General features: G+C 61.3%; 21 protein-coding genes. 13 read left to right on the top strand and 8 right to left on the bottom strand.

Translation table 11 applies throughout. The annotated features are described in order from the left end of the window. Positions 1-162: 162 nt before the first annotated feature. From dusB to hflX, 9 genes are all read left to right on the top strand, one after another. Positions 163-1,152: a tRNA dihydrouridine synthase DusB gene (dusB, locus tag KUW67_RS02715; protein ID WP_224823723.1), complete on the top strand. Its 990-nt coding sequence runs from the start codon at positions 163-165 to the stop codon at positions 1,150-1,152. Continuing rightward, positions 1,149-2,222 (top strand): nitrogen regulation protein NR(II), encoded by a 1,074-nt coding sequence (locus tag KUW67_RS02710; protein WP_224823722.1) that lies wholly within the window; start codon positions 1,149-1,151, stop codon positions 2,220-2,222. Before dusB ends, KUW67_RS02710 begins: the two co-directional genes overlap by 4 nt. After that, complete coding sequence (locus tag KUW67_RS02705) at positions 2,223-3,587, top strand: sigma-54 dependent transcriptional regulator (protein ID WP_224823721.1); 1,365 nt, start codon at positions 2,223-2,225, stop codon at positions 3,585-3,587. A gap of 110 nt (positions 3,588-3,697) precedes the next feature. After that, positions 3,698-5,950 carry a PAS domain-containing sensor histidine kinase gene (locus tag KUW67_RS02700; protein ID WP_224823720.1) on the top strand — a complete coding sequence of 751 codons (2,253 nt, stop codon included), beginning with the start codon at positions 3,698-3,700 and terminating at the stop codon, positions 5,948-5,950. Between the two features lie 7 nt (positions 5,951-5,957). Further along, positions 5,958-7,358: a sigma-54 dependent transcriptional regulator gene (locus KUW67_RS02695; RefSeq protein ID WP_224823719.1), complete on the top strand. Its 1,401-nt coding sequence runs from the start codon at positions 5,958-5,960 to the stop codon at positions 7,356-7,358. Positions 7,359-7,418: 60 nt separating this feature from the next. Next, the gene (gene trkA, locus KUW67_RS02690; RefSeq protein WP_224823718.1) at positions 7,419-8,795 is read left to right on the top strand and encodes a Trk system potassium transporter TrkA; all 1,377 of its coding nucleotides are present in this window, start codon (positions 7,419-7,421) and stop codon (positions 8,793-8,795) included. After that, the gene (locus KUW67_RS02685) at positions 8,795-10,303 is read left to right on the top strand and encodes a TrkH family potassium uptake protein (protein ID WP_224823717.1); all 1,509 of its coding nucleotides are present in this window, start codon (positions 8,795-8,797) and stop codon (positions 10,301-10,303) included. Before trkA ends, KUW67_RS02685 begins: the two co-directional genes overlap by 1 nt. 137 nt (positions 10,304-10,440) lie before the next feature. After that, on the top strand, positions 10,441-10,674 hold the full coding sequence (gene hfq / locus KUW67_RS02680) for an RNA chaperone Hfq (RefSeq protein ID WP_224823716.1): 234 nt from the start codon (positions 10,441-10,443) through the stop codon (positions 10,672-10,674). 5 nt (positions 10,675-10,679) lie between these two features. Then, complete coding sequence (gene hflX / locus KUW67_RS02675) at positions 10,680-11,954, top strand: GTPase HflX (protein WP_224823715.1); 1,275 nt, start codon at positions 10,680-10,682, stop codon at positions 11,952-11,954. Positions 11,955-12,089: 135 nt separating this feature from the next. On the opposite strand, the gene KUW67_RS02670 is transcribed toward hflX, so the two are convergent. Then, positions 12,090-14,549 carry a penicillin acylase family protein gene (locus tag KUW67_RS02670; RefSeq protein ID WP_224823714.1) on the bottom strand — a complete coding sequence of 820 codons (2,460 nt, stop codon included), beginning with the start codon at positions 14,547-14,549 and terminating at the stop codon, positions 12,090-12,092. Between the two features lie 80 nt (positions 14,550-14,629). On the opposite strand from KUW67_RS02670, the gene KUW67_RS02665 reads away from it, so the two are divergent. Continuing rightward, a complete protein-coding gene (locus KUW67_RS02665) occupies positions 14,630-15,502 on the top strand; it encodes an NAD(P)-dependent oxidoreductase (protein WP_224823713.1) in 873 nt (290 codons plus the stop codon). Between the two features lie 107 nt (positions 15,503-15,609). Here the strand turns inward: KUW67_RS02665 and KUW67_RS02660 are convergent, their stop codons facing one another. Beyond that, positions 15,610-16,167, bottom strand: coding sequence for a YSC84-related protein (locus KUW67_RS02660; protein WP_224823712.1), 558 nt, complete (start codon positions 16,165-16,167; stop codon positions 15,610-15,612). Positions 16,168-16,249: 82 nt separating this feature from the next. After that, the gene (gene hemB, locus KUW67_RS02655) at positions 16,250-17,248 is read right to left on the bottom strand and encodes a porphobilinogen synthase (RefSeq protein WP_224823711.1); all 999 of its coding nucleotides are present in this window, start codon (positions 17,246-17,248) and stop codon (positions 16,250-16,252) included. Between the two features lie 119 nt (positions 17,249-17,367). Here hemB and KUW67_RS02650 point away from each other — a divergent pair, with 119 nt between their 5' ends. Next, positions 17,368-17,895 (top strand): component of SufBCD complex, encoded by a 528-nt coding sequence (locus tag KUW67_RS02650; protein WP_224823710.1) that lies wholly within the window; start codon positions 17,368-17,370, stop codon positions 17,893-17,895. A gap of 43 nt (positions 17,896-17,938) precedes the next feature. Beyond that, positions 17,939-21,400 carry a transcription-repair coupling factor gene (gene mfd / locus KUW67_RS02645; protein ID WP_224823709.1) on the top strand — a complete coding sequence of 1,154 codons (3,462 nt, stop codon included), beginning with the start codon at positions 17,939-17,941 and terminating at the stop codon, positions 21,398-21,400. Between the two features lie 9 nt (positions 21,401-21,409). Here the strand turns inward: mfd and KUW67_RS02640 are convergent, their stop codons facing one another. From KUW67_RS02640 to KUW67_RS02625, 4 genes are read right to left on the bottom strand one after another with little or no spacing between them, the layout of a single operon-like run. Beyond that, positions 21,410-22,618, bottom strand: a complete 1,209-nt coding sequence (locus KUW67_RS02640) for a multidrug effflux MFS transporter (RefSeq protein ID WP_224823708.1) — start codon at positions 22,616-22,618, stop codon at positions 21,410-21,412. Further along, entirely contained in the window at positions 22,615-22,920 is a 306-nt protein-coding gene (locus KUW67_RS02635; RefSeq protein WP_224823707.1) for a potassium channel family protein, read from the bottom strand. Before KUW67_RS02635 ends, KUW67_RS02640 begins: the two co-directional genes overlap by 4 nt. After that, entirely contained in the window at positions 22,917-23,555 is a 639-nt protein-coding gene (locus KUW67_RS02630; RefSeq protein WP_224823706.1) for a DsbA family protein, read from the bottom strand. The genes KUW67_RS02635 and KUW67_RS02630 overlap by 4 nt, the downstream gene beginning before the upstream one ends. Then, positions 23,548-25,068, bottom strand: a complete 1,521-nt coding sequence (locus tag KUW67_RS02625) for a class I adenylate-forming enzyme family protein (protein ID WP_224823705.1) — start codon at positions 25,066-25,068, stop codon at positions 23,548-23,550. The genes KUW67_RS02630 and KUW67_RS02625 overlap by 8 nt, the downstream gene beginning before the upstream one ends. Before the next feature lie 64 nt (positions 25,069-25,132). Between KUW67_RS02625 and KUW67_RS02620 the strand changes: the two genes are divergently transcribed. Next, positions 25,133-25,759, top strand: a complete 627-nt coding sequence (locus KUW67_RS02620; RefSeq protein WP_224823704.1) for a helix-turn-helix domain-containing protein — start codon at positions 25,133-25,135, stop codon at positions 25,757-25,759. Here KUW67_RS02620 and KUW67_RS02615 read toward each other — a convergent pair. Continuing rightward, positions 25,756-25,941 (bottom strand): hypothetical protein, encoded by a 186-nt coding sequence (locus tag KUW67_RS02615; protein ID WP_224823703.1) that lies wholly within the window; start codon positions 25,939-25,941, stop codon positions 25,756-25,758. The genes KUW67_RS02620 and KUW67_RS02615 overlap by 4 nt on opposite strands. Positions 25,942-26,046: the final 105 nt, after the last annotated feature.

Below are 26,046 nucleotides of genomic sequence, written 5' to 3'. Positions count from 1 at the left end.
AGGCGTTGCGCTTTGGGCAAGCAATGGGTCACGAACGTGAGGACTATATGCCTAAAAATTAATCACTTGCTGAATTCCGCCCAAGATTATGGCGTGTTTCGTTGATTTCCGGTGCGTGCAGACCTACTCCAAGAGGGTCTGCATAAGGATTAAGCACCTCACATGCCTTCCGAACCGGTCAAGTCGTCGCTTGGCTTCACGCCTCCTGTTTTGCTCGCACCGATGGCCGGGATCACTGATTTGCCGTTCCGCGATCTGGTGGCCTCTTTTGGTGCAGGTCTCGTGGTCAGCGAAATGGTCGCAAGCCAAGAGATGGTGCAGGCCAAGCCCGGCGTGCGCGAACGGGCCGAGTTGGGGTTTGAGGCAGACGGCACCGCCGTTCAGATCGCAGGCCGCGACGCCTATTGGATGGCCGAGGCTGCGCGCATGGTCGCGGCCAATGGAGCCAGCATCATCGACATCAACATGGGCTGCCCGGCCAAGAAAGTGACCAACGGCTATTCCGGCTCTGCGTTGCTGCGCGATCTGGACCACGCGCTGACGCTGATCGACGCTGTGGTGGCGGCGGTTGACGTGCCGGTTACGCTTAAAACCCGGCTGGGCTGGGACGATGATTTACTGAACGCGCCCAGCCTAGCCACACGGGCCGAGGCGGCGGGCATCCAGATGCTGACGATCCATGGCCGCACCCGGTGCCAGTTCTATAAAGGCCGCGCGGATTGGGCCGCGATTGCCGCCGTGAAAGACGCAGTCTCAATTCCGGTTATTGCAAATGGCGATATCGTAGACAGCGCCACCGCCCGGCAAGCGCTTGCGCAATCAGGCTGTGATGGCGTGATGATCGGGCGCGGCGCACAAGGCAAACCGTGGCTTTTGGCGCAGATCGCCGCCGATCTTTATGGCACCCCGGCACCAGATATCCCGACCGGGACCGCGCTGATCGACATGGTTATCACCCATTATGAAGCGATGCTGTCTTTTTACGGAGCCACCCTTGGTGCCCGCGTCGCGCGCAAGCATCTGGGCTGGTATATGGACGTGGCCAACACGCCCACAGGCCTGCGCAAAGCCGTCCTGACAGAAGCCGACCCGAACCGCGTTATAGCCCTTCTGGGCGACGCTTTGAGCATCGAAGCGGGGGCCGTGGCATGACGAAAACCAGCGCCATCTGGGCCTCTCTGCCGATGCCCGCCTTGCTGATCGGGCCAGAGGACACGATCCTTGATTGCAACCCGGCGGCCGAGACGTTTTTGAACCTGTCAACCAAGGCCCTGCAGGACACGCCTGTCTGGGACCGCATTGCCGTCAACGTCTCGATCGAGGATGCCTACGCCCGCGCGCGTCGCGACGAAACCCCTCTTTATATCAACGATGTGGAAGCCGGCGGCGGGGAACGCCCGCCGATGGTCTGCAATATCCAGATCGCCCCGCTGCAAGGCGCGCCGGGCCATATGATCCTGATCATTTCTCCGCGCGAATTGGCCAGCCGCGCCAATTCCGGCCAGACCACCAAGGCCGCCGCGAAATCGGCCATCGGCATGTCCGAGATGCTGGCACATGAGATCAAGAACCCGCTCGCAGGGATCACCGGGGCTGCGCAATTGCTGTCGATGAACTTGAGCAAGGATGACAAGGAACTGACCGATCTGATCGTCGATGAAAGCCGCCGCATCGTGAAATTGCTGGAGCAGGTCGAGCAGTTTGGCAACCTGCGTCCCCCCCAGCGCAAGCCGGTCAACATCCACGATTTGCTGGACCGCACGCGCAAATCCGCAGCCGTGGGGTTCGGGGCGCATATGAAACTGGTGGAGGATTACGACCCTTCGCTGCCGCTGACCTATGTAGACCCGGATCAACTGGTGCAGGTCCTTTTGAACCTGCTGAAAAACGCCTCTCAAGCCGCTGATCCAAGTGGCGGCACGATCCGCATTCGCACCTATTACGAGCATTCCCTGCGGATGCGCCGCGCCGATGGGACCGGCTCCAAACTGCCCCTTCAGGTCGAGATTATCGACGACGGCCCCGGCCTGCCGCCCGATCTGGCCTCCAGCATTTTCGATCCGTTCGTCTCGGGTCGCGAAAATGGCACCGGTCTGGGCCTCGCGCTTGTGTCGAAGATCATTAACGAAAATGACGGCTGGATCGCCGTTGATTCCGTGCCCGGCAAGACGGTGTTCCGCCTGTCCTTGCCTGTCGCCCCCAAAGAGTTGAGGACCGAATAGATGGATGGAACCGTTCTGGTCGCTGATGACGACCGCACAATCCGCACCGTTCTGACCCAGGCGCTGACCCGCGCGGGCTGCAAGGTGCACGCGACCTCTTCGCTGATGACGCTGATGCGGTGGGTCGAGGAAGGGAAGGGCGATCTGGTCATCTCGGATGTGATGATGCCCGATGGCAATGGTCTGGATGCGCTGCCCCATATCGGTCAGAAACGCCCCGGCCTGCCGGTCATCGTGATCTCGGCCCAGAACACAATCATGACGGCAATTCAGGCGACCGAAGCCGACGCCTACGACTATCTGCCCAAACCGTTTGATCTGCCCGACCTGATGAAACGCGCCTCGCGCGCGCTTGAGGTCAAGCGCCGCGCGCCCACCTCCCGCGAGGAGCCTGCGACCAGAGGCGATGACCTGCCGCTTATTGGCCGCACGCCCCAGATGCAAGCGATCTACCGCCTTTTGGCCCGCGTGATGAACACCGAACTGGCTGTACTGATCACCGGCGAAAGCGGCACCGGCAAATCCCTGATTGCCCGCGCGATCCACGATTTTTCCGACCGCCGCACGTTGCCATTTGTCACTGTCAGCGCCGCTGATCTGGAAGGGGTCGATGGCCCCTCTGCCGTCTTGAGCCGTGCCAAGGGTGGCTCGATCCTGTTTGATGAGGTCGCGGATTTGAGCGACGAGGCGCAAGGCAAAATCGTCCGCATGCTGGATGCGCTGTCTGACAACGCGCCACGCATCATGGCCACCAGCCAGAGCGACCTGATGCACCGGATGGAGCAGGGCAGCTTCCGACAGGACCTGTTCTACCGGCTCGGCGGCGTCAGCCTGTCGGTGCCGTCCTTGCGCGAACGTGTCGATGACATCCCGCTTCTGGCCGAGCATTTCATGGCCCGCGCCGAACGCGACGGCGCGCCCGTACGCCGCTTTTCCGAAGACGCGCAAGAGCTGATCCGCGCCTATAGCTGGCCCGGCAATGTGCGCCAGTTGGAGAACGCGATCCGCCGCTTGGTGGTGACCTCGCCCGAGGAAGAGATTGGCCGCGCCGAGGTCGAGATGATGCTGGGCAACCAACCCGAGATCGAACCGCTTGTGGGCGGCGGCGATACCGAGAAGCTTAGCGCGTCTGTCAACAAACACCTGCGCCGCTATTTCGATCTGCATGGCGGCGTGCTGCCGCCACCCGGCCTGTACCAGCGTATTCTGTGCGAGGTGGAGCTGCCGCTGATCGAAATTGCACTGGATGCCACGGGTGGAAATCAGGCCAAATGCGCCGATCTGCTGGGCATCAACCGGAACACGCTCAGAAAGAAGATCACCGATCTCGATATCCGCGTGACACGCCGCCGCAAGTTGATGTAAAAGGGCAACAATAGCGTGGCCCGCGGGCGTCAGTCTGACTGAAATCTGGTTGAGAGCCCGCAGATATGGCGGTCATCCCCTTCGGGGGCACAGGATAAGGGGAGGTGCCTTTGGCACTCCAGCAACGGTCTGTTCTGGACCGATTGAGTCGTTTCAGGCGACGCAGGCGGGTTCAAAACGCAGCCACTTTGGGGCTGGTCCTGCTTGGACCAATCCTGACCCTTCTGACATTTCTGGCACTGGGACCTCTCGATATGGGCGCGACGTCGCCCTCTTTGCGTCTGATCCTGATCGCCGATCTGGTCTATGTTCTGGTTGTCGCGACACTGGTCGCTTTCCGCATCGCGCGCATGATCGCCGCGCGGCGCGCGCGCTCGGCGGGGTCGCGTCTGCACCTGCGCCTGACCAGCATCTTCGCCTCGGTCGCGCTGATCCCCACGGTGCTGGTGGCGATCTTCGCGGGCCTGACACTGAATGTGGGCATCGAAGGCTGGTTTTCGGACCGGGTCCGCGAGGTTGTGGGCTCCTCCCTCGCTGCGGCTGAGGCCTATGAGGAAGAGCAACGCGTCGATCTGACCGAAGACGCGCGCGCGCTGGCGCAATTCATGAACATCACGCGCCGCCAGTCGGGGGTCATGGCCGCCAGCGATGTGCGCCGCATCCTTGCTCAAGGCCAGGCGCAGATTCAGCGCGGCCTGCGCGAGGCGTATATCATCGACAGCGATGCTGAGATCAGGGCCCGCGGTGAACGCTCATACCTCTTTGATTTCGAAGCTCCATCCCGCACCGACATCGACACCGCACGCGACACCGGCCTGCTGATCATCGCGGATTGGGACAATAACGAGTTTCGCGCGCTTGTCCCGCTAACGGCCTTTCTGGACCGTTTCCTTTATGTCTCACGGACCGTGGATGGCGATATCCTGAACCTTTTGGACGAAACGCAGGAAACGGCGGCCTTTTATAACCAGTTGGAACAGGAACGGGGCCGCATCTTCTATCAATTCGGCCTGATCTATCTGGGCTTTGCCGTGATCCTGATCCTTGCCGCTATATGGCTTGGGCTTTGGTTCGCCGAACGGCTCTCGCGCCCCATCGGCGCGCTGGCGGGGGCCGCACAGCAGGTGGGCACCGGCAATCTGGACATGCGCGTGCGCGAGGAAGAGGGCGATGACGAGATCGCCATGCTGGGCCGCTACTTCAACCAGATGACGGAGCAGTTGAAAGGCCAGCGCGAGACGCTGCTGGACAACACTCGTCAGATCGAACGCCGTCGCAGGTTATTTGACTCTGTGCTGACCTCCGTCACCTCCGGCGTGATCGGGTTGGACGAGAACGGCAAGGTCACGTTCGTAAACCGCTCAGCCGAGCGGTTGCTGGATTGGGATGCCGACCAAGAAGCGCGCCCGCTGAGCGTCGCGGTGCCCGAGTTCGGCCCGCTTCTGGAGCGTCTGCGCGAGGCGGGCAGCGAGGTCGCCCAGCAAGAAACGCGTCTGACCCGTAACGGCAAGATGGAAAACCTGCTGGTTCGCGTCTCTACCCGGCGGCGCGAGGATGGCAGCCTGGAAGGCTATGTGGTCGCCTTTGATGACGTGACCGATCTGGTGTCGGCCCAGCGGATGGCCGCATGGGGCGACGTGGCTCGCCGCATCGCGCATGAAATCAAGAACCCTCTGACGCCCATCCAGCTCAGCGCCGAGCGCATCAAGCGCAAATTCCGCAAAGAGGTGGAGGATGCCGATCAGCTGGACCAGATGACCGAGGTGATTGTGCGTCAGACCAATGACTTACGGCGCATAGTTGATGAGTTTTCCAAGTTCGCGCGGATGCCCGAACCTGACCGCCGCGATCATGACCTGACCGCCTTGGTGCGCGGCGCCGTGCTGTTGCAGGACGCTGGCCAGGAGACGGTGACGATCACCGCCGATTTGCCGGAAACCCCGGTCGTGACCTCGCTGGATGATACGATGATCTCCCAGGCGCTGACGAATTTGATTAAGAACGCCGGGGAAGCCATTGATGGATATAAAGAAAAGACCGCTGATCCGGACTATGACGGTCAGATTCAAGTCTCCCTGACATTGGATGCCGGCAAGGCGCATATCCGCATCGCAGACAATGGCATCGGGCTGCCCGCTGACCGGTCCCGCCTCTTTGAGCCCTATGTGACCACGCGGTCCGAAGGCACCGGGCTGGGCCTGCCCATCGTCAAGAAAATCATCGAAGAACATGGCGGCACGCTGACGCTGGATGACGCGCCGCTATTTGAGAACGACTCCCATGCCGGGGCGCAGGCGCATATCACGCTGCCTGTCTCCGCCGCGCGTGACGCGAGCGAATTGAAACAAGAAGAAACCGTATGAGGGTGGCATGAGCGACATTCTGATTGTCGATGACGAACGCGATATCCGCGAGCTGATCGGGGATATTCTGAAAGACGAAGGGTTCAGTGTCCGGCTGGCAGGCACCTCGGACGCCGCGATGGCCGAGATCAACAAAGAGCCGCCCGCTCTGCTGATCTTGGACATCTGGCTGAAAGACAGCCAGATGGACGGCATCGACATTCTGAAAGCCGTCAAACGCGACAACCCGGATGTGCCGGTCGTCATCATTTCAGGCCATGGCAATATCGAAATTGCGGTCGCTGCGATCAAGCAGGGCGCTTACGATTTCATCGAAAAGCCCTTCAATATCGACCAGCTCATGGTCGTCATCACCCGCGCGATGGAGACGTCTCGCCTGCGTCGCGAGAACTCCGTGCTCAAGCGCAAGGATGTGGGCGAGCTTGAAATGGTTGGATCAAGTGCGTCCTTCAAGGCATTGAAATCGCATCTGGAAAAGGTCACCAAGTCGAATGGCCGCGTGATGCTCACAGGCCCTGCAGGCGTCGGTAAAGAGGTTGCCGCGCGCTATATCCACGCCCATTCGGATCGCCAGAATGCCCCGTTCATCGTAGTCAGCTCTGCCTCCATTGAGCCTGAGCAGATGGAAGAACGGCTCTTTGGCCGTGAAACGCCAGAACGCGGGGTCGAGCAGGGCCTGCTGGAGCAGGCCCATGGCGGCATCATCTATTTCGACGAGATCGCGGATATGCCCATGGGCACCCAATCCAAGATCCTGCGCGTTCTGGTGGACCAGCAATTCCAACGCGTGGGCGGCACCGATAAGGTGCGCGTCGATCTGCGGGTCATCAGCTCGACCAGCCGCGATCTGCAGGCCGCGATTGCAGCCGACACGTTCCGCCAAGAGCTGTTTCACCGCCTGAACGTGGTCCCGATCGACGTCCCCTCGCTTGAGGACCGCCGCGAAGATATCCCGGTGCTGGCCGACTTCTTCATCGACCTGTTCAACCGCGAGCAGGGCTTGCCCGCCCGAGAAATCAGCGACGAGGCGCAGGCCCTGCTGCAAACCATGCCGTGGCCCGGCAATGTCCGTCAGCTCAAGAACGTGATCGAGCGGGTGCTGATTCTGGGTGATGGCACTGGCCCCATCGCCGCGCGCGAGCTGCCAGCAAATGAAGAGCCGGTGGTCGACGAGGGGCGCGTTGTCCTGTCGGGCGCGCTGGCCACGTTGCCTTTGCGCGAGGCGCGCGAGCTCTTTGAGCGGGAATACCTGCTGACCCAGATCAATCGCTTCGGCGGCAATATCAGTCGCACCGCAACCTTTGTCGGGATGGAGCGTTCTGCCTTGCACCGCAAGCTCAAGTCGCTTGGGGTTGTGACGTCCAACAAATCCGGCGCGCGGGTCGCGCATGTTGAGGATGACGGGTAAGGTTTGACCTTTCGGGCAAGCCATGCGACGCAACAGGACCGATAGCGCGAGGGATCGGCGATGAAGGTAATCATTTGCGGTGCAGGGCAGGTCGGCTGGCAAATCGCACGCCATTTGTCCGGTGAAAACAACGACGTAACCGTGGTCGACAACAATGCCGATCTGGTGCGTCGCGCAACCGAAACGCTGGATGTGCAGGGCATCGCGGGCTTTGCCAGCTACCCCGATATTCTGGATCGTGCAGGGGCCGATGACGCCGACATGATTATCGCGGCGACCCATTCGGACGAGGTGAACATGGTCACCTGCCAGATCGCGCACTCGGTCTTTTCGATCCCGCGCAAGATCGCGCGTCTGCGCTCGCAATCCTATCTGGATGCGATTTATTCGGACCTTTATCGCCGCGACCACCTGCCGATTGATGTGGTCATCAGCCCCGAGAAAGAGGTGGCGGAGGCCGCTTTGCAGCGCCTTGCCGCGCCTGCCGCTTTTGACACTGAGGAATTCCTTGAAGGCAAAGCCCAGCTTTTGGGCATCACGATTGACGAGGATTGCCCGGTTATCAACACGCCCCTGCGCCAGTTGACGGACCTCTTTTCGACGCTGCGCTGCGTGGTCGTTGGCATTCGGCGGGACGGTAAGCTTTTCGCGCCTGAAGCGGGCGATCAGATCTTTGCGGGCGATGAATGCTACATCTTCACCCATACCGAGGACATGACCCGCGCGTTGGAGATTTTTGGCAAGACCACCATGCGTCAGGACAGACTGGTGATTGTTGGCGGTGGCAATGTGGGCCTCACCGTCGCGCAAGCGCTGGAGGCGCGCACGAACCGCGTTCGGGTCAAGGTTATCGAAAAGAACCGTCCTTGCGCCGAACGGGCCGCAGACGCGCTGGAGCGCACGATTGTGCTGAATGGCGACGGTCTGGATCAGGCTTTGCTGGCCGAGGCAAATATCGACCGCGCCGACGCGGTGTTGTGCGTCACCGATGATGACAAGACCAACCTTTTGGCCGCGGTACGCGCCAAGACTGCCGGGTGCTCGATGACGATTTGTCTGGTGAATGATCCGACACTGGTGCCTTTGATGCAGCCGTTGGAGGTGGACGCATATATCAACCCGCGCGCCACGACGGTCAGCTCGATCCTGCGCCACATCCGCCATGGGCGCGTGCGAAACGTCTACTCCATAGGCGACGCTGAGGCCGAGATGATCGAGGCGCAGGTGCTGTCGACCTCGCCAATCGCGGGCCAGAGGGTCCGCGATATCGACTTTCCCGAAGGCGTGCTGGTGGGCGGCATCATCAAGGGCGGCGAGATGATCCGGCCCAAAGGCGGGACCCGCATTGAAGAGGGTGATGTGATCGCGCTGTTCGCCCTGGCCGCGGATGTGGGCGAGGTCGAGCGGTTGCTTCAGGTCTCTATCGACTTTTTCTGATGGCGCGCCTGCTGGAGCTTCCTCTGCTGGTGCTCCTGTCAGGAGTGGTGTCGCTAGCGATGCTGGTGCCTGCGGCGCAAGGGCTGGTGGTGCGCGACCTGCACGAGGCGCGCACCTTCTTTTACGGGGCGATCCTGTTCAGCTTTCTGACAATCCTTGTGGGCATTGCGACCCGCGACACGCCGATCCGCCAACCTGCGCGCAATCAGTTGTTGAACGTACTTGGAGCGTTCACGCTGATCCCCGCGCTGGCGGCGGTTCCGTTTTATGAAGCGCTGGAAAGCGGCACCTATCTGGGCGCCTATTTCGAGATGGTCTCAAGCCTGACCACGACCGGAGCGACGCTGTTCGATGATCCCGCCGTGTTGCCCGACAGCCTACACCTTTGGCGCGCCATCATCGGCTGGCTGGGGGGCGCATTCCTGTGGGTTTCGGCGCTGGCGATCCTTGCCCCGTTGAATCTAGGCGGGTTCGAGGTGGGCTCGGGCGATGACACGCAGGGCCGTTACACGCAGATCAGCCAGATGACCACCTTGTCAGACCGGCTGGCCCGCTACGGCGTGCGGTTGCTGCCTATTTATACGGTGCTGACGCTGGTGCTGTGGATCGGGCTTGTGATGGTGGGCGAGACACCGTTCGTGGCGATCTGCCATGCCATGGCAATCCTGTCGACAAGCGGTATCTCGCCTGTAGGCGGAGTGGCCAATGGCAGCTCGGGCTTGGCGGGGGAAGTTCTGATCATCCTCTTTTTCCTCTTTGCGCTGTCGCGCCAAACCTTCGGGACGGACCAGTTGACGACCTATTCGAACCGGCTGCGCGAAGATCCTGAGTTTCGCATTGGTTTGCTGATCGCGGGTGTCGTGCCGATGCTGCTGTTCCTGCGCCATTGGGTGGGGGCCTATGAGGGCGACCAGATCGAGAACGCCGCCGGCGCGTTTCGCGCGCTATGGGGCAGTTTGTTCACCACGATTTCCTTTCTGACGACGACAGGCTTTGCGAGCGGCTTTTGGGGCGATGCACAAAGCTGGTCGGGCTTGCAGACACCGGGCTTGATCTTGATGGGATTGGCGCTTGTCGGGGGCGGGGTGGCCACGACGGCTGGGGGCGTGAAACTGCTGCGGGTCTATGCGCTTTACAAGCACGGGCGGCGCGAGATTGACCGGCTGGTGCATCCGTCCTCGATTGCGGGCAGCGGTGGGGAGGCGCGGCGGATCCGGCGCCAAGGTGCCTATATCGCATGGATCTTTTTTATGCTTTTTGCCGTGACGCTGGCCTTGATCATGACGCTTCTGGCGATGAGCGGGCTGGACTTTGAAACGGCCACTGTACTGACGGTTGCAGCACTTTCTACAACCGGGCCGCTGGCGACCGAGGCCGCGGCGTTTCCGATTTCCTACGCCGCCCTCAGCACTGCGACGCAAAGCATCCTGATCGCCGCTATGGTGCTGGGACGGCTTGAGACTTTGGCCATCATCGCGCTTTTGAACCCTGATTTCTGGAGGCGCTGATGCTGCAGGTGCGAAGTATCTGGATAACAGGCTGATATTGGGGCTGGATTCTTCCTCAATGTTCCCGCATTGTCGCCCTGACTTGACACTCCTCATGGCCCGTCCGGGGTCATCGCAAGAAAAAAGGGCCTAAAATCATGGCTGGTGATAAACAAAATCTGCAGGACGCATTCCTGAATCACGTCCGCAAACAGAAAGTTCCGGTGACGATCTTTCTGGTAAACGGTGTGAAATTGCAGGGCGTTATCACCTGGTTTGACAATTTCTGCGTGCTTTTGCGCCGCGACGGTCAATCCCAGCTTGTGTACAAACATGCGATCAGCACAATCATGCCGGGTGCTCCGATCAGCCTCTACGACGGCGAAGAATAACCGCGATGGAAGAACACGGGCGCGGGGTGACCCGGGCCTGGGTTTTACACCCCGACATCTCAAATGACCGAGGGCGGCGACTGCCCGCTCATGCTTTGGCAGAGGCCGTGGCGCTGGCTGTGGCCTTGCCCGGTCTTGAGGTCGTGGGCGAGGATGTGGTGCGCCTGCCGCGCGCGCATCCGGGGTTGCTGTTTGGCACGGGAAAGATCGAGGAGCTGAAGGCGCTCTTTGAGGCCCATGAGGTCGAGCTGGTTTTGATCGACGGGCCTGTGACGCCGGTTCAGCAGCGAAACCTTGAAAAGGCGTGGGGTGTGAAGCTGCTGGATCGCACGGGGCTGATCCTCGAGATTTTCTCGGACCGGGCGCGGACGCGGGAGGGCGTGCTGCAGGTCGAGATGGCGGCGCTGTCTTATCAGCGGACGCGTCTGGTGCGGGCCTGGACCCACCTTGAGCGGCAGCGCGGTGGCCTTGGCTTTGTGGGTGGTCCTGGCGAGACGCAGATCGAAGCGGACAGGCGCGCGATTGATGACGCGATTGGTCGGATCAAAAAGCAGCTTTCGAAGGTCGTGAAGACGCGGGCACTGCACCGGGCGGCGCGGGCGAAAGTGCCGTATCCGGTGGTGGCGCTGGTGGGTTATACGAACGCGGGCAAGTCGTCGATCTTCAACCGGCTGACCGGGGCGAAGGTGATGGCGAAAGACATGCTGTTCGCCACGCTGGACCCGACGATGCGGGCGGTGCAGTTGCCCGATGGGCCAGAGGTGATCCTATCGGACACGGTGGGCTTTATCAGCGATTTGCCAACCGAATTGGTCGCCGCGTTCCGCGCGACGTTGGAGGAAGTGCTGGACGCCGATTTGATCTTGCACGTGCGCGATATCTCGCATCCCGAAACGGCAGAGCAGGCAGCGGATGTGAGCGACATTCTGACGGCCTTGGGCGTGGCCGAAGCCGCACCTTTGCTGGAGGTCTGGAACAAGATGGATCTGGTCGAGGGAGAGGCAGGCGTGGCGTTGCAGGTGCAAGCCGACCGGATGGAGCATGTGTTCACATGTTCAGCTCTGACAGGTGCGGGAATGGCGACCTTGCTGGAGGCGATCACCGCAACATTGGAAGCGCCGCGGTTTGAGGATGAGATCACGCTGGAATTTGCCGAGGGGCGCAAGCGCGCATGGCTTTATGAGCAGGATGTGGTGCAGCACGAAGAGCAGTTGGAGACGGGTCAGCGGTTTGAACTGCGCTGGACTCAGTTGCAGAAAGACCGGTTCGCGCAACTATAGGTTTCGCGTGCGAAACCATGCGGATTGAGGGGCGGGTGTTGATAACGCTGGGTTATTTTCCACGCGGTATCGCAGAGCTTAACATAATACCGACAGCACCCTTAGCGCACTGTAAATAAACGATATTTTAACGAATTAACGTGGGACAAGTGTCGTGACGCCCACGGCGGCGGCCCGTGCGAGATCGGGGTCAAGCGTCATGGGAATGTATTCGCCGCGCCGCCAGAGCTCTCCCAGATCGTCATAGTGGCGCGACAGCGGGTGGCCGGACTGGCCAGTTGAAATCACGAAGACCGAGCTGTCGGGATCGGCGAAATCGTAGACGCCACGATAGCCCGCGCCATGGACATTGAGGAAGGGGTTCGGCCCGGTGCCAAGGGTGCGCCCGCGCAGCAGCGTGTTGTCGGAGCCGGAGGTGGACTGGCGGATGTTCACGAACCAGTTCAGCACGGGCACTTCACCCAGAACCGGGTGATCGTGCGTGGCCTGATGCGCATCGCCCCAGCGCAGGCTTTCGAGGGTCGTGCCGTAGGTTTCCTCGATCCAGATGATCGCATCATCAAGGGCAAGGCGGGCAATCTGGGTGCAGTCCTCAGTCGCGGCGGACTGGCGGATATCGCACCATGCAGAGGCGCCGTCGATATCGCGGTAGACGCGTTCGATGAAGAGCGGTTCGATATGGGTGAACTCATCCGCGAGGGGGCCGAGATCGTCGCGGATCAGACGCTCTTGCAAGGCGCGGACCCAAGCGGCGTAGATGAGCGGTTCGGGCAGATGCTCGTTCATCTCGCCGTTCCAGTTGGCGAGCAGGGTCAGCGCGCGCTCGCGTTGGCGTTCGGGCGTGCCATCGGGAGCAGCTTCGCCGGTGAACCACAGGTCTGCGCCGATCAGCGGCAGAAGGCTGCGGGCGGTGATGCTGACGGTATCAAGCTGCGCCTCGATAAAGCTTTCGCGGGTGTGGACCTCGCGCGATTGCATGAGGCTTTGCCAGCGTTGGATGCGCTGGCTGTCGCCCCAATCGTAGGAGACGTGATTGGGGAAAGGGCGCTCGACTGTTTTGTTATTCGTGTTGCCAAGGATGCCGCCGTCGGGCGCGACAAAAACCGGATTGATCGCGCTGTCGAGACGGCCTTTCCAGCGGTTCTCGGACCGCCAGCCGGGGCTGGGCAGGCGGCCTTTGGATTGGTGGCGGACGTCGCGGCGGGGCATCGCGCCGATGGTGCGCATGGCGATGCGGTCGCCATCGGCCAGCGTGAGGTTTTGGGAAGGCGCGATGTAGTCTTCGGAGGCCTCAAGCGCGGTGTCGATATCCTGTGCCTTCATGAGGGCCATGGCCGCGCTCATCGTGGTGTCGTTGGGCGTCAGCGCCGTCCACGCGACGGAGACGACATGACCCGGCGGGGTTATGGTGTTCAGATCGAACTGGGTGCCGGGCAGGACGGGGCCGTTTTCAGTCCAGCGCAAAGTCAAGGTCACGGGATCGGCGTCTTTGACCTGAATGATAGACGGGCGGGAGCGGAATTCGGCAAAGCCGGTCGGGGTCTCGTATTCGCTGCTATTGTCGGGGTTGAGCTTCTCGATATGCAGGTCGAGATCATCCATGTAGGAGGACGTGATGCCCCAGCCAAGCGTCTCGCTGCGGCCCGTCATGACGACGGGCACGCCGGGGATCGTGCCGCCGATGACGCCGCCGCTGGCCAGCTCAAGCCGCGCGAGATACCAGATCGACGGCGCGGTGAAGCCCAGATGCGGATCGTTGGCCAGAAGTGTGCCGCCACTGGCAGAGCGCGCAGGTGCGGCAGCCCAGCCGTTGGAGGCCCCGGCAAAGGCGCGGGGCTTGGCGGGGTTGAGCGGGTCATGGGGCAAGGAGGCCGTGCGGATATTCGGGACTGCGCCGGGAATGAGCTGGGCATATTCGGGCAGGGCAGCGACGCCGGTGCCGGGCATGTCGGGCAGGATATCCTTCACGCGGTCGGCCTCCAGCGTGAGGGAGGCGCGGGCGCGCAGCACTTCGGCTTCGATCTGGCCATTGAGTTGCAAGGCCATCAGCTTGATGACGGCGACGGAATCAGCAGGCTGCCACGGGGCGATGCGGTTGGAGAAAAGGAACAGCTCAGGCGCGCCGCGACCCAATGCGTCCTCATTAACCTGACGCAGGCGCGCATTGACGCCATCAGCATAGGCTTGCAGCGCGACGCGCGTGGGGGCGTCTTGCGCCTCCACTGATTGGACGGCGAGGTTATAAAGATCAAGGCGGCGCAGCAGCGCGTCGATCTGGATGGTGCGGTCGCCAAACAGCTCGGACAGGCGGCCTTGGACGGTCCGGCGCAGCATCGTCATTTGCCACAGGCGGTCTTGAGCGTGGGCATAGCCGAGGCCGAAGAACACATCCGCATCGGTTTGCGCGAAGATATGCGGGACGTTGGCGTTGTCGCGCACGATCTCGATCGGGGCGTTGGGGCCTTCGAGGCTAACCTCGCCGCTGTAATCGGGCAGCGAGCGGGAGCCAAAATAATAGACAAGCGCCATGGCCAGACCGGCAAGGACGAAGCCTGCAGTCACCAAACGGAACAGCCAGCGAAAGAGAATGGCCATCTTGCCCTCACCATTGACAGACCCGGCGGGTCCGTTACGTCTGGCTTGCTATAACTGCGAAAGAGCGAGGGGAAAAGCCGATGGCGAAAGTTGCATTTTTAGGGCTGGGCGTGATGGGATATCCGATGGCCGGGCATCTGGCGGCGGCAGGCCATGAGGTCGTGGTCTATAACCGCACCACGGCAAAGGCGGAGGCTTGGACTGGTGAGCATTCCGGGAGCCATGCCGCGACCCCGCGCGAGGCGGCTGAGGGGTGTGACTTCGTGATGGCCTGTGTGGGCAATGACGACGATCTGCGCTCGGTCTGTCTGGGCGAGGATGGCGCGTTTGCGGGCATGGGGTCTGGCGCGATTTTCGTGGACCATACGACAGTGTCGGCAGCCGTGACGCGCGAGCTTTACGCAGCCGCCAAAGAGATCGGCGTGGGCTTTGTGGACGCGCCGGTTTCCGGTGGTCAGGCGGGGGCTGAGAACGGTCAGCTGGGGATAATGTGCGGCGGTGATGAGGACATTTACGCCCGCGCAGAGCCGGTGATGGCGGCGTATGCGAAAGTGTGTAAACGGCTGGGCGAGAGTGCCTCGGGTCAGTTGACCAAAATGGTCAACCAGATTTGCATCGCGGGGCTGATGCAGGGCCTGTCTGAGGCGTTGAACTTTGCCGATAAGGCGGGGCTGGACGGCAAGGCGGTGGTCGAGGTGATCTCTGCCGGGGCCGCCGGATCTTGGCAGATGAGCAATCGCTATGAGACGATGATCGATGATGAGTTTGATCTGGGCTTTGCGGTGGACTGGATGCGCAAGGATCTGGGGATTTGTCTAAAGACAGGCGACGAGATTGGGGCGCCGATGCCGGTGACGGCCTTGGTGGATCAGTTCTATAAGGACGTGCAGGCGATGGGCGGCGGGCGCTGGGATACGTCGTCGCTGATTAAGCGGTTGCGCGCGCTCAGCTGAACCAATTACGCGCCTGCGGCGCATTTGTTTTTGTTATTTCAAGGGCCGCCTGTGAGGGCGGCCCTTTTGCCTTCGGCGAGAGTATTTTCGCCAAAGTGAAACCAGTATCAGGGGATGATGCGGGTGTATTTGGTGCCTTCGAGCGTGGCACCAACGCGCAGGCCAGCTTGGCCAAAGACCACGGCGATGACAGGTGCGAGCGATGTGGTGGTGCCAGCCTTGAGGCTTTGACCTTCGCCTTGCAGCGCGTATTCCAGATCGGCCCCCGCAGCGTAGCCTTGGGAACGGCGGAAATCCATCAAAGCGCCGTCTGTCATGAAAAAGAGCACATGGGCGTATTGTTGCGCACCGATCTGCAAGCCGATGCTGGCCTGAGCGGCAGAGTAATAATCTACCGTCGTGTCGTTGATGCGCAGCGCGCCGCGCCCGTAGGAGCCGCCAATGCCGAGCCCTGCTTCGGTCACAAGCGGCATCACCAGCATGCCGGTGGATTTGCGGCGCAGGTCCTGCGTGCCGGGAAACTCGCGATACATGAAGTTCAGCGTAGCATCCACGCGGGCGTCAATGGTTTCAGCGCCGCGGGAGCCGACGCCGTTGCCGCAGGCTGCGGTAAGGGTCAGTGCGCCAGTGGCCGCAAGGAAATTGCGTCGGGAAGGGGTGTTCATGGTGTTACCTGCTCGGTTGCCTGACTGACCCGCCTCTGACGGGCGGGATTGTGACGCAATATACGGCAATTCGGTCGCCCTGTCACGCATCAAGCGCGCGGGCGACATCCATGGCGAAATAGGTCAGGATTCCGTCGCAGCCTGCGCGTTTGAAAGCCATCAGGCTTTCGAACATCACCGCGTCCCCGTCGATCCAGCCATTGGCGGCGGCGGCCTTGACCATCGCGAACTCGCCCGAGACCTGATAGGCGTAGGTCGGCACACCAAACTGGTCTTTGGTGAGGCGACAAATGTCGAGATAAGGCAGGCCGGGTTTGACCATGACCATATCCGCGCCCTCCATCAGGTCGCGGTGGATAAGACGCAGGGCCTCGTCAGAATTGCCCGGATCCATTTGATAGGTTTTCTTGTCGCCGGTCAGCGCACCAGAGGCGCCAACCGCATCGCGGAACGGGCCATAGAAGGCGGAGGCGTATTTGGCGGCATAGCTGAGGATGGCGACGTCTTTGTGGCCATCGGCCTCGCAAGCGGAGCGCATCGCACCAATGCGGCCGTCCATCATATCAGAGGGGCCAAGAATGTCGGCACCTGCGCGGGCTTGCTCCAGCGCCATTTTCACAAGGGCGTCGACGGTTTCATCGTTCACGATTTCGCCGTTGCGGACGATGCCGTCATGGCCATGGGCATTGTAGGGATCGAGCGCCACATCCGTCATCACAGCGATGTCGGGCACCGCATCCTTGATGGCCCGGATGGCGCGGTTCGACAGGTTGTCGGTGTTCCACGCTTCCTCGCATTGATCGGTTTTCAATGCGGGGTCGATATAGGGAAAGATGCAGATCGCGGGGATGCCCAGATCGGCAGCGCTGCGCGCGGCGTCGACGAGACGGTCGATGGTCAGTCGTTCCACCCCCGGCATCGACGGGACGGCATGGGCCTCGTCCTGCCCCTCCATCACGAAGACGGGCCAGATCAGATCATCCACAGTGAGCGTGTTTTGACGTGTAAGCGCGCGCAAGGCGGGGGTTCTCCGGGTCCGGCGCAGCCGGATGAGCGGGAAAGGGGCAACAACTGGGGTCATGAGCTTCCTGGTCGCAATCTTGGTTGCATCTGGGTGACACGGAATTAGACCCATCTCAAGCCTAGGAATTGCCGCATTGCGCGGCTAATGTGCCGAAAAACCGACGTAAAGGCCTTCGAGTGGACTGGTATCAAACCGTCTTTGAACTGATCGACATGCGATCTTTCTCCAATCTTTGGTATTGGATCGTGTTGGCTGTGCTGTGGTCGTCGGCCAGTCACTACGTGTTGGGCGTGCCCTATGACATGGTGCTGCGCGCCAAGCGGCAGGGGGGCACGACGCTGGAGGATGTGGAGACGCTGACGCGACTGAATGCCAACCGGTATCTGCTGATCGGGCGTGTCTCGGGGCTGTGGCTGCTGGGCTTTGCGTCTTTCATGGTGACGGGTCTGGGCATCTTGGGCTTCTACTATGGGGTAGAGTTCAGTCAGGCAGTCTTTCTGCTGCTCGCACCGATGAGCTTTGTGGGGTTGTTGACCCTGTCTGCGGCGCGTCTGATCCGCGACAAGGACCTGAGCGGCGACGACCTGCTGCGCCGTCTGACGCGCCACCGGTTTCATGTGCAACTGATCGGGATCGTCGCGATTTTCATCACCGCGATGTATGGGATGTATGTGAACATGAATGTCGGCGCACTTGGCGGCTGATCGCGGTTGACATCGCGGGCGGGCGGGGTAGGTCACGTCGCCTATGGCGGATCCGAAACATATCACGATTGGCGGGGCTCCTGAGGGGTTTGACGCAACGCTGCTGGTGCAAGAGCTGGAACGCTCTGGCGCGCCGGTGGTGCATGTCGCGCGCGATGACAAGCGGTTGGCGGCGATGCGCGCAGCTTTGGCCTTTGTCGCGCCCGATGTGCCGGTGATCGCCTTTCCGGGCTGGGATTGCCTGCCGTTTGACCGGGTCTCGCCCAATGCCGATATCTCGGCCCAGCGGATGGCGACCTTGGCGGGGCTGGCCCATGGGATGCCGTCACAGTTTATTCTGCTGACCACTCTGAATGCCGCAACCCAACGGGTGCCAGCGCGTGATGTGCTGCGGGAGGCGGCGTTTACGGCTCGCGTTAACCAGCAGATTGATGAGGCGGCGCTGAAGGCGTTTCTGGTGCGCATGGGCTTCACGCAAAGCCCCACGGTGATGGAGCCGGGGGATTATGCGGTGCGTGGTGGGATCATCGACATTTATCCCCCGGGCGAGGCGGGGCCTGTGCGGCTTGATCTGTTCGGCGATGTGTTGGATGGCGCGCGGCGCTTTGATCCCGCGACCCAACGGACGACCGAAAAGCTGGAGATCGTCGAGCTTGCCCCAGTGTCCGAGGTCATTCTGGATGACGCCGCAATCACCCGGTTTCGGCAATCCTACCGGATCGAATTTGGCGCGGCAGGCACAGATGATCCGCTGTATGAGGCGGTCAGTGCAGGGCGCAAGCACCAGGGCATCGAGCATTGGTTGCCGTTCTTTCATGCAGAGCTGGAGACGCTGTTCGACTATCTGCCAGAGGCGTCCTTTGCGCTGGATGATCAGCTGACACCCCAACGTCTGGCGCGCTGGGAGAGCATTGCCGATCAGTATGACGCACGGCGCGAGGCGATGACGGCAAAGGGCCGCATGGATACCGTTTACAAGCCGTGCCCTCCGGAGTTGCTTTATCTGGACGATGCCGCGTGGGAAACGGCGGTCACGGATCGGCGGGTGTTGCAGTTCAATCCTTTGGCGCAAGGCTCTGGCCCCGGTGTGATCAACGCGGGCGGGCGGATCGGGCGCAGTTTCGCGCCAGAACGCCAACAGGAAAACATAAGCCTTTTCGGTGCCTTGGCGGATCATGTTAAAGCAAAACGCGCGGACGGATCGGTAATCATCGCCAGCTATTCCGAAGGCGCGCGCGAGCGGCTGTCGGGGCTGATGGATGATGAGGGTCTGGGTGATGTCAGCCTGATCAAGGACATGCGCGATGTGCAGCCCAAGGGCGTGCATCTGGCGGTTTGGGCGTTGGAAGCGGGTTTTGAGGCGCCGGGGCTGACGGTGATCTCGGAACAGGATGTTTTGGGCGATCGTCTGATCCGTGCACCGCGCAAGAAAAAGCGCGCCGAGAACTTCTTGACGGAGACGCAAAGCCTAAGCCCTGGCGATCTGATCGTTCACGTGGATCACGGCGTCGGGCGCTACAAAGGTCTTGAAGTGATCACCGCCGCCGGGGCCGCGCATGAGTGTATTCTGCTGGAATATGCAGAGAACGCGAAGCTCTATCTGCCGGTCGAGAATATCGAACTGCTGTCGAAGTTTGGCCATGAGGAAGGCTTGCTGGACAAGCTGGGGGGTGGCGCGTGGCAGGCCAAGAAAGCACGGCTGAAGCAGCGCATTCGCGACATCGCGGACCGGCTTATTCGCGTGGCGGCAGAGCGGGCGTTGCGCACGGCGCCGATTATGGAGCCTCCGCCGGGGATGTGGGACGCGTTTTCGGCGCGCTTTCCCTATCAGGAAACAGACGATCAGCTAAATGCGATCGAAGACGTGCTGACCGATATGGCCAGCGGGCAGCCGATGGACCGGCTGGTCTGCGGCGACGTGGGATTCGGCAAGACCGAGGTCGCGATGCGCGCAGCCTTTGTGGCGGCCATGTCAGGCGTTCAAGTCGCGGTGATCGCACCGACGACGCTGCTGGCACGGCAGCACTACAAGAGCTTTGCGGAGCGGTTCCGAGGCTTCCCGCTGGAGGTGCGCACACTGTCGCGGTTTGTCTCGGCAAAAGAGGCTACGGCGACCCGCGACGGCATCAATCGTGGCACGGTGGATATCGTGATCGGCACCCATGCTTTGTTGGCCAAGACGGTCAAGTTCAAGAACCTCGGCCTGCTGATTATCGACGAAGAACAGCATTTTGGGGTGCAGCACAAAGAGCGTCTGAAGCAGATGCGCACGGATATTCATGTGCTGACTCTGACGGCGACGCCGATTCCGCGGACGCTGCAACTTTCGCTTTCCGGCGTGCGTGAGCTGTCGATCATCGGGACGCCTCCGGTCGACCGGCTGGCGATCCGCACATATGTCAGCGAGTTTGATACGGTGACCCTGCGTGAGGCGTTGCTGCGCGAGCATTACCGCGGCGGGCAGTCGTTCTTTGTGGTGCCGCGCGTGTCGGACATCCCGGATATCGAGGAGTTCCTGCGCAAGGAAGTACCGGAGGTGACGTTCATCACCGCCCATGGCCAGATGGCAGCGGGCGAGTTGGACGACCGGATGAACGCGTTTTACGACGGTAAATACGACGTGCTGCTGGCGACCACGATTGTGGAAAGTGGCCTCGACATTCCGACCGCGAATACGATGATCGTGCACCGCGCGGATATGTTCGGGCTGTCGCAGCTTTACCAAATTCGCGGACGGGTCGGGCGCTCAAAAACCCGGGCATATGCGTATATGACGACCAAGCCGCGCGCGCCACTGACGCCGACCGCGCAAAAGCGTCTGCGGGTGCTGGGCAGCTTGGATACGTTGGGGGCGGGCTTTACACTAGCCTCGCAGGATCTGGACATTCGCGGGGCTGGCAATCTGATCGGGGAAGAGCAATCCGGCCAAATGCGCGAAGTGGGGTACGAGCTTTACCAGACGATGCTGGAAGAGGCGATTGCCAAGATCAAAACGGGTGAGTTGACCGGGCTGGACGAGGCAGACGGGCAATGGGCGCCGCAGATTAATCTGGGCGTGCCGGTGCTGATCCCGGATGAGTATGTGCCTGATCTGGATGTACGGCTGGGGCTTTATCGGCGTCTTTCGGGGCTGACGACAAAGGTCGAACTGGAAGGCTTCGCCGCCGAATTGATCGACCGGTTTGGTCCGTTGCCGAAAGAGGTGAACACGCTGTTGCTGATCGTGCGCATCAAGGCGATGTGCAAACGCGCAGGCATTGCGAAGCTGGATGGTGGGCCGAAAGGGGCCACGATCCAGTTTCACAATGACAAGTTCGGCTCGCCCCAGGGGCTGGTGGAGTTCATCGAGCATCAGCGTGGGCTGGCCAAAGTGAAAGACAACAAGATCGTCATTCGGCGCGATTGGAAGAAAGACAGCGACAAGATCAAAGGCGCGTTTGCGATTGCCCGTGATCTGGCCGAGAAGTTGATCGAAGAGAAAAAGCGCAAAAAAGCAAAGGCTTGAGGGACGTTTTTAACCTGTCACCACAACGCGCTCCAACTGGCGCATCCGCAAGGTCAACAAGAACGCCAGTATCGAACAGGTAAGTGTTCCGATGGCGACCGGGATCGGGCTGCCGGTGAAGGCCAATCCGATGGGAACAGCCACGAACACCGCGCCGATGGTTGATACGGAGCCCATGAGGGAGGCGGCCATGCCCGCTATGTGCCCCACGGGTTCCATCGCAAGGGCATTGAGATTTCCCAGCGTCATCCCTGCGAGGAAAAAGAGCGACGTGATCCAGAAGAGGAAGATCGGAAAGAGATGAGCTTCGTTCTCTATCATGTTGAAAGATATGAGTGATGCGGATGAGATCAGGATCTGAGTGCCAAGCACCGTCATCACCAGTTTGCGCATGCCAAGCCGCATGACGAACCGGGCGTTTACGATACTTGCGGTCGCCGCCAGTAGCGCGATTAGGCCGAACCAGAGGGGAAAGCTCGCACCCTTGTCAAAGACCAGATCGAACATTTGCTGTGTGGTCGAGAGGACCGCGAAGAGCATCCCGAAACAGAGCGCTTGGGTGAGCATCGACAGGCGCACCATGGGGATGGAGAGCATCTCGACCAGTGCGCTCCAAAGGAGGGTGACACGGATCGGGCGGCGGGCTTCTGCTGGCAGGGTTTCAGGCATGCGTGTGGCGTACCAACTGCCGATTAGCAGCGAGAAAATGACGAATGCGCCGAAGATGCCACGCCAGCCGACGCCCCAGATGATGACCGCGCCAAGGGCCGGGGCGATGGCCGGGACCAAGGAAAAGACGAGCAACACGAAAGACATCAGCCGCGCCATTTCGCGGCCCGAAAAGAGGTCCCGGATCACGGCGAGGGCGACGATGCGCGGGCCTGCAACGCCAAGGCCTTGGATGACGCGTGCGGCGAGCACCAGTTCGAGCGTGTTGGCGAGCACGGCGAGGACCGCGCCGACGCAATAGAGCGCGAAACCCGCAAAGATCACCGGGCGGCGACCCAGAGCATCCGAAAGCGGGCCTGCAAAAAGCGTGCCGAGGCCCATGCCGAAGACAAAGCTGGTGATAATCAGCGTCGCGCCTTCGGGCGCGTCAGGCGTAAGCTCTGCCGCGATTTCGGGTAGGGCGGGCAGCATCGCGTCGATGGAAAAGGCGACGGTTGCGCTGATCATGGCCATAAGCGCGATAAACTCGGCGCGGCCCGGAGTGGTCATGCGTCGGGACCTTGATCGCGGTTGCGTTGGCGGAAGCGGCGGCGCAGGGCAAGTTGCCCAAAATGACTGATGGCGAGGGCGAAGACTCCAAGCCCGGTGATGATGAACACGGTCGTTCCGAGCTTGCCGATCACGGTTTCAGGGACGAGCGAACCGTAACCCACGGTGGACAGCGTAACGACGGTGAAGAAATAGGCGTCGATCCAGCTCCAGCCTTCGGCCCAACGGAAAAACACCGTGCCAGAGCCGATCAACACCGCGAGCATGCCCAGAACGGTCGAGGTGTTGAATGTGGGTTTCATTCGGCGACTTGCTCTTTGATCTCGCCGATGACTTTGGCCCAAAGGTCGGCCGGTTGGGCACCCGGAACGGCGTGCTGACCAGCGACGATGAAGGTTGGGACAGAGTTCACGCCCATCTCACGCGAATGGGCGTCGCGTTTGCGGATGTCTTCGATATCGGCGTCTGAATTCAACAGCTTGGCGACCACAGCGGCGTCCATTTCGATACTGTCGGCGATGTCGGCCAGAACTTCACAGTCGCCAATATCACGCGCCTCTTCGAAATAGGCCCCAAAGAGGGCGGAGACAGCGGCGGTTTGGCGGCCTTCGATACCCGCCCAGTGGATCAGGCGGTGCGCGTCGATGGTGTTGGGGGTGCGCTGCATGCCTTCAAAGTCGATCTTGAGACCGGCCTCTTCAGCCGCTTGCACGACAGGCGCATAGGCCTTCACAGCGCCATCTTTGCCACCGAACTTGCCCTCAAGGTATTCGCGCCGCCCCATGCCGCCTTCGGGCATGTCGGGGTTCAGCTGAAACGGGTGCCATTCGATGGTGAACGGGTGATCGGGATGTTGGGCCAACGCCTCGTCCAGGCGGGTCTTGCCGATATAGCACCACGGGCAGATCGGGTCTGAGATGATATCGAGCTTAACCATGTTTGGCCTCATATTGCGCGCGCAAGGCGTGGCGGTTCAGCTTGCCATTTGCGCTTTTGGGAAGGGTGTCGCGATGGATGTAGATCCGAGGCATCTTGTAACGCGCCAAATGGGCAGACGCAAAGCGGTTGAGGATGTCGTCGTCAAGGGGTGTGTCGGCGACGTAGACGGCGGCAATGACCGAGGCGTCGGCTTTCACGCGCAGCTCGATTGCGGCGGTCTCGTGGACCTGGGGATGGGCGTTCAGCGCGGCCTCAACCTCCAGCGGGGAGACGCGGTAGCCGCCTGCGTTCATCATGTCGTCGGCGCGGCCCAGATAGGTGATCGCGCCGTCTTCGGCCATGGACCCGGTGTCGCCCGTGAGAAACCAGTCGCCTTGAAAGCGGGCGGCGGTTTCCTCGGGCTGGTCGAGATAGCCCAGCATGAGGCCGGGGTCAGAGCGGTGAACAGCGATGACGCCTTCGTCATGGAGCGGGACGGGGCCGTCTTTGCCCAGAAGTGCCACGCGACGGCCATCTTGAGGGCGGCCAGACGCGCCGGGCGGGGCCGGGTGCGCGGGGCTGGCGGAGACGAAGGTGGAGCATTCGGACATGCCATAAGCCTCATGGACCGGGACGCCGCTCAACGCTTTCCAGCGGGCGCGCGTGCTGGCGGGCATCCGTTCGCCTGCGGAAAGCCCATGGCGAAGGGCAGGCATCTCGGGCAGGGAATCTGACTTTAACATCTGGCGATAAACGCCTGGGGCAGCGGCAAAAATGCTGACATTTTGGGCAGAAATCATCCCGGTCAGTTGGTCCGGCGTCGTGCCCGCAGCGGGGATCAGCGCGGTCGCACCGACGGTCCATGGGTCCATCAGACCGGTGCCGAGCGTGTAGGTCCAATTGAATGCGCCCGCGTGCAAAACGCGGTCCTCGGCGCTGAGGCCGTACCAGCCATCGAACATCATCTGGCGCGCCCAGATTGCACGGTGGGCATGGCAGACAGCGCGCGGCTTACCTGACGTGCCGGAGGTAAAAATGATGTAGGCAAGGCGTTCAGGATCGCCCATCGCAAACTCTGCTTGAGGCAGGTCGTGCAACGCAGCGAGGGCGCTGGCGTTAAGCGTCGGCACATCTGCGGTCGTCCCGGTTATGGCCGGGTCCTGCACGATCAGCACAGGCGCGATTTGGGCGACGATGCCGTCAACCTCACCTTGGGTCAGTTGGGAGGACGTAGGCACAGGGATCAGGCCGACGGCGATGCAGGCGAGATAGACGATGGGAAATTCAACCGTATTGCCAAGCCGCATCACCACGCGGTCGCTTTCGGTCAGGCCCAACTGCAAGAGGCCTGTCGCGGTGCCGCGTATGGCGGCCTCAAGCGCGCGGTAGCTCCAGCTTTGCACGCCGTCTGCGCTAAGGATGCAGAGCGCATCCTTTTCGGGCGTCCGGGCCGCGGCGAACAGCACGTATTGCGCCATGTTGAAGCTGGCAGGCGCGGGTTTGAACGGGCCGGTATCGCGGACAGAGAGCATGCCCCACCGCTAGCCCCGCGCTGCTGGCATTGCAAGGCATGGCAAAACCCTCCTATATGACGGCATGCCCGATAGTGACCCCAAGAGACTGATCCAGATCGCGCGCGAAAGCGGCGATGCGACCCCGGCTGAACCCGTTGATCTGGGCCAGCGTGTCCGTGATCTGCGCAAGTCGCGCGGTTGGACGCTGGAGCAGGCGGCCAGCCAGGCGGGTTTGGCCCGGTCGACCATGTCAAAGATCGAGAACGGTCAGATGTCGCCCACCTATGAGGCGCTGAAAAAGCTGGCGGAAGGGCTAAAAATCTCGGTCCCGCAGCTTTTTACGCCGCCTGCCAAGACGCAGGCCAATGGGCGGATGGCGGTCACGATTTCGGGGCAGGGGTCAGGCCATGCCACAACGACCTATGAGCATGAGTTGCTGGCCGCGTCGCTGAGCAAAAAGCAGATGCTGCCCTACCGTGCCACGATCCGGGCGCGCAGTTTTGAGGAATTCGAAGGCTGGGTGCGCCATGACGGCGAAGAGTTTTTATATGTGCTGACCGGCACCTTGCGGCTTTACACCGAGTTCTACGAACCCGTCGATCTGGCCCGCGGCGACAGTGCGTATTACGACGCCAGCATGGGTCATAACGTGGTCTCGACCAGTGCCGAGGATGCCACGATCCTGTGGGTCACGTCGCTTGCCAGCTAGGCCACGTCTGACCTCTCAAATTCCGAGATATGCAGAATGTGGAGCCAATCCTCCACCTCTTCGCGGGCCTCAAACACTGTCAGATCGTGGGTGCGGGCCATGAGTTCCGCAAAGCAGTGATGCCCTTTGTGGAGGGCGTCCAGAGCGCGCTCATCAGCATGGGGAAATCGTGAACGGATCATGGGCAGACTGATCTGCCATGATTTGATTAAGTGGTCCCAAAACATCGGACGCCTCCTCGGTCGCCCTCGCATGGATCAGATTATGCGCAGTCAGGGTGCGAGTGG

The sequence above is a fragment of the Cognatishimia sp. MH4019 genome (genome assembly GCF_020177595.1).
GTDB lineage: Bacteria > Pseudomonadota > Alphaproteobacteria > Rhodobacterales > Rhodobacteraceae > JAHTBL01.
Note: the sequence above shows the minus strand (reverse complement) of the source record. Positions and strands in the feature narration are given on the sequence as shown.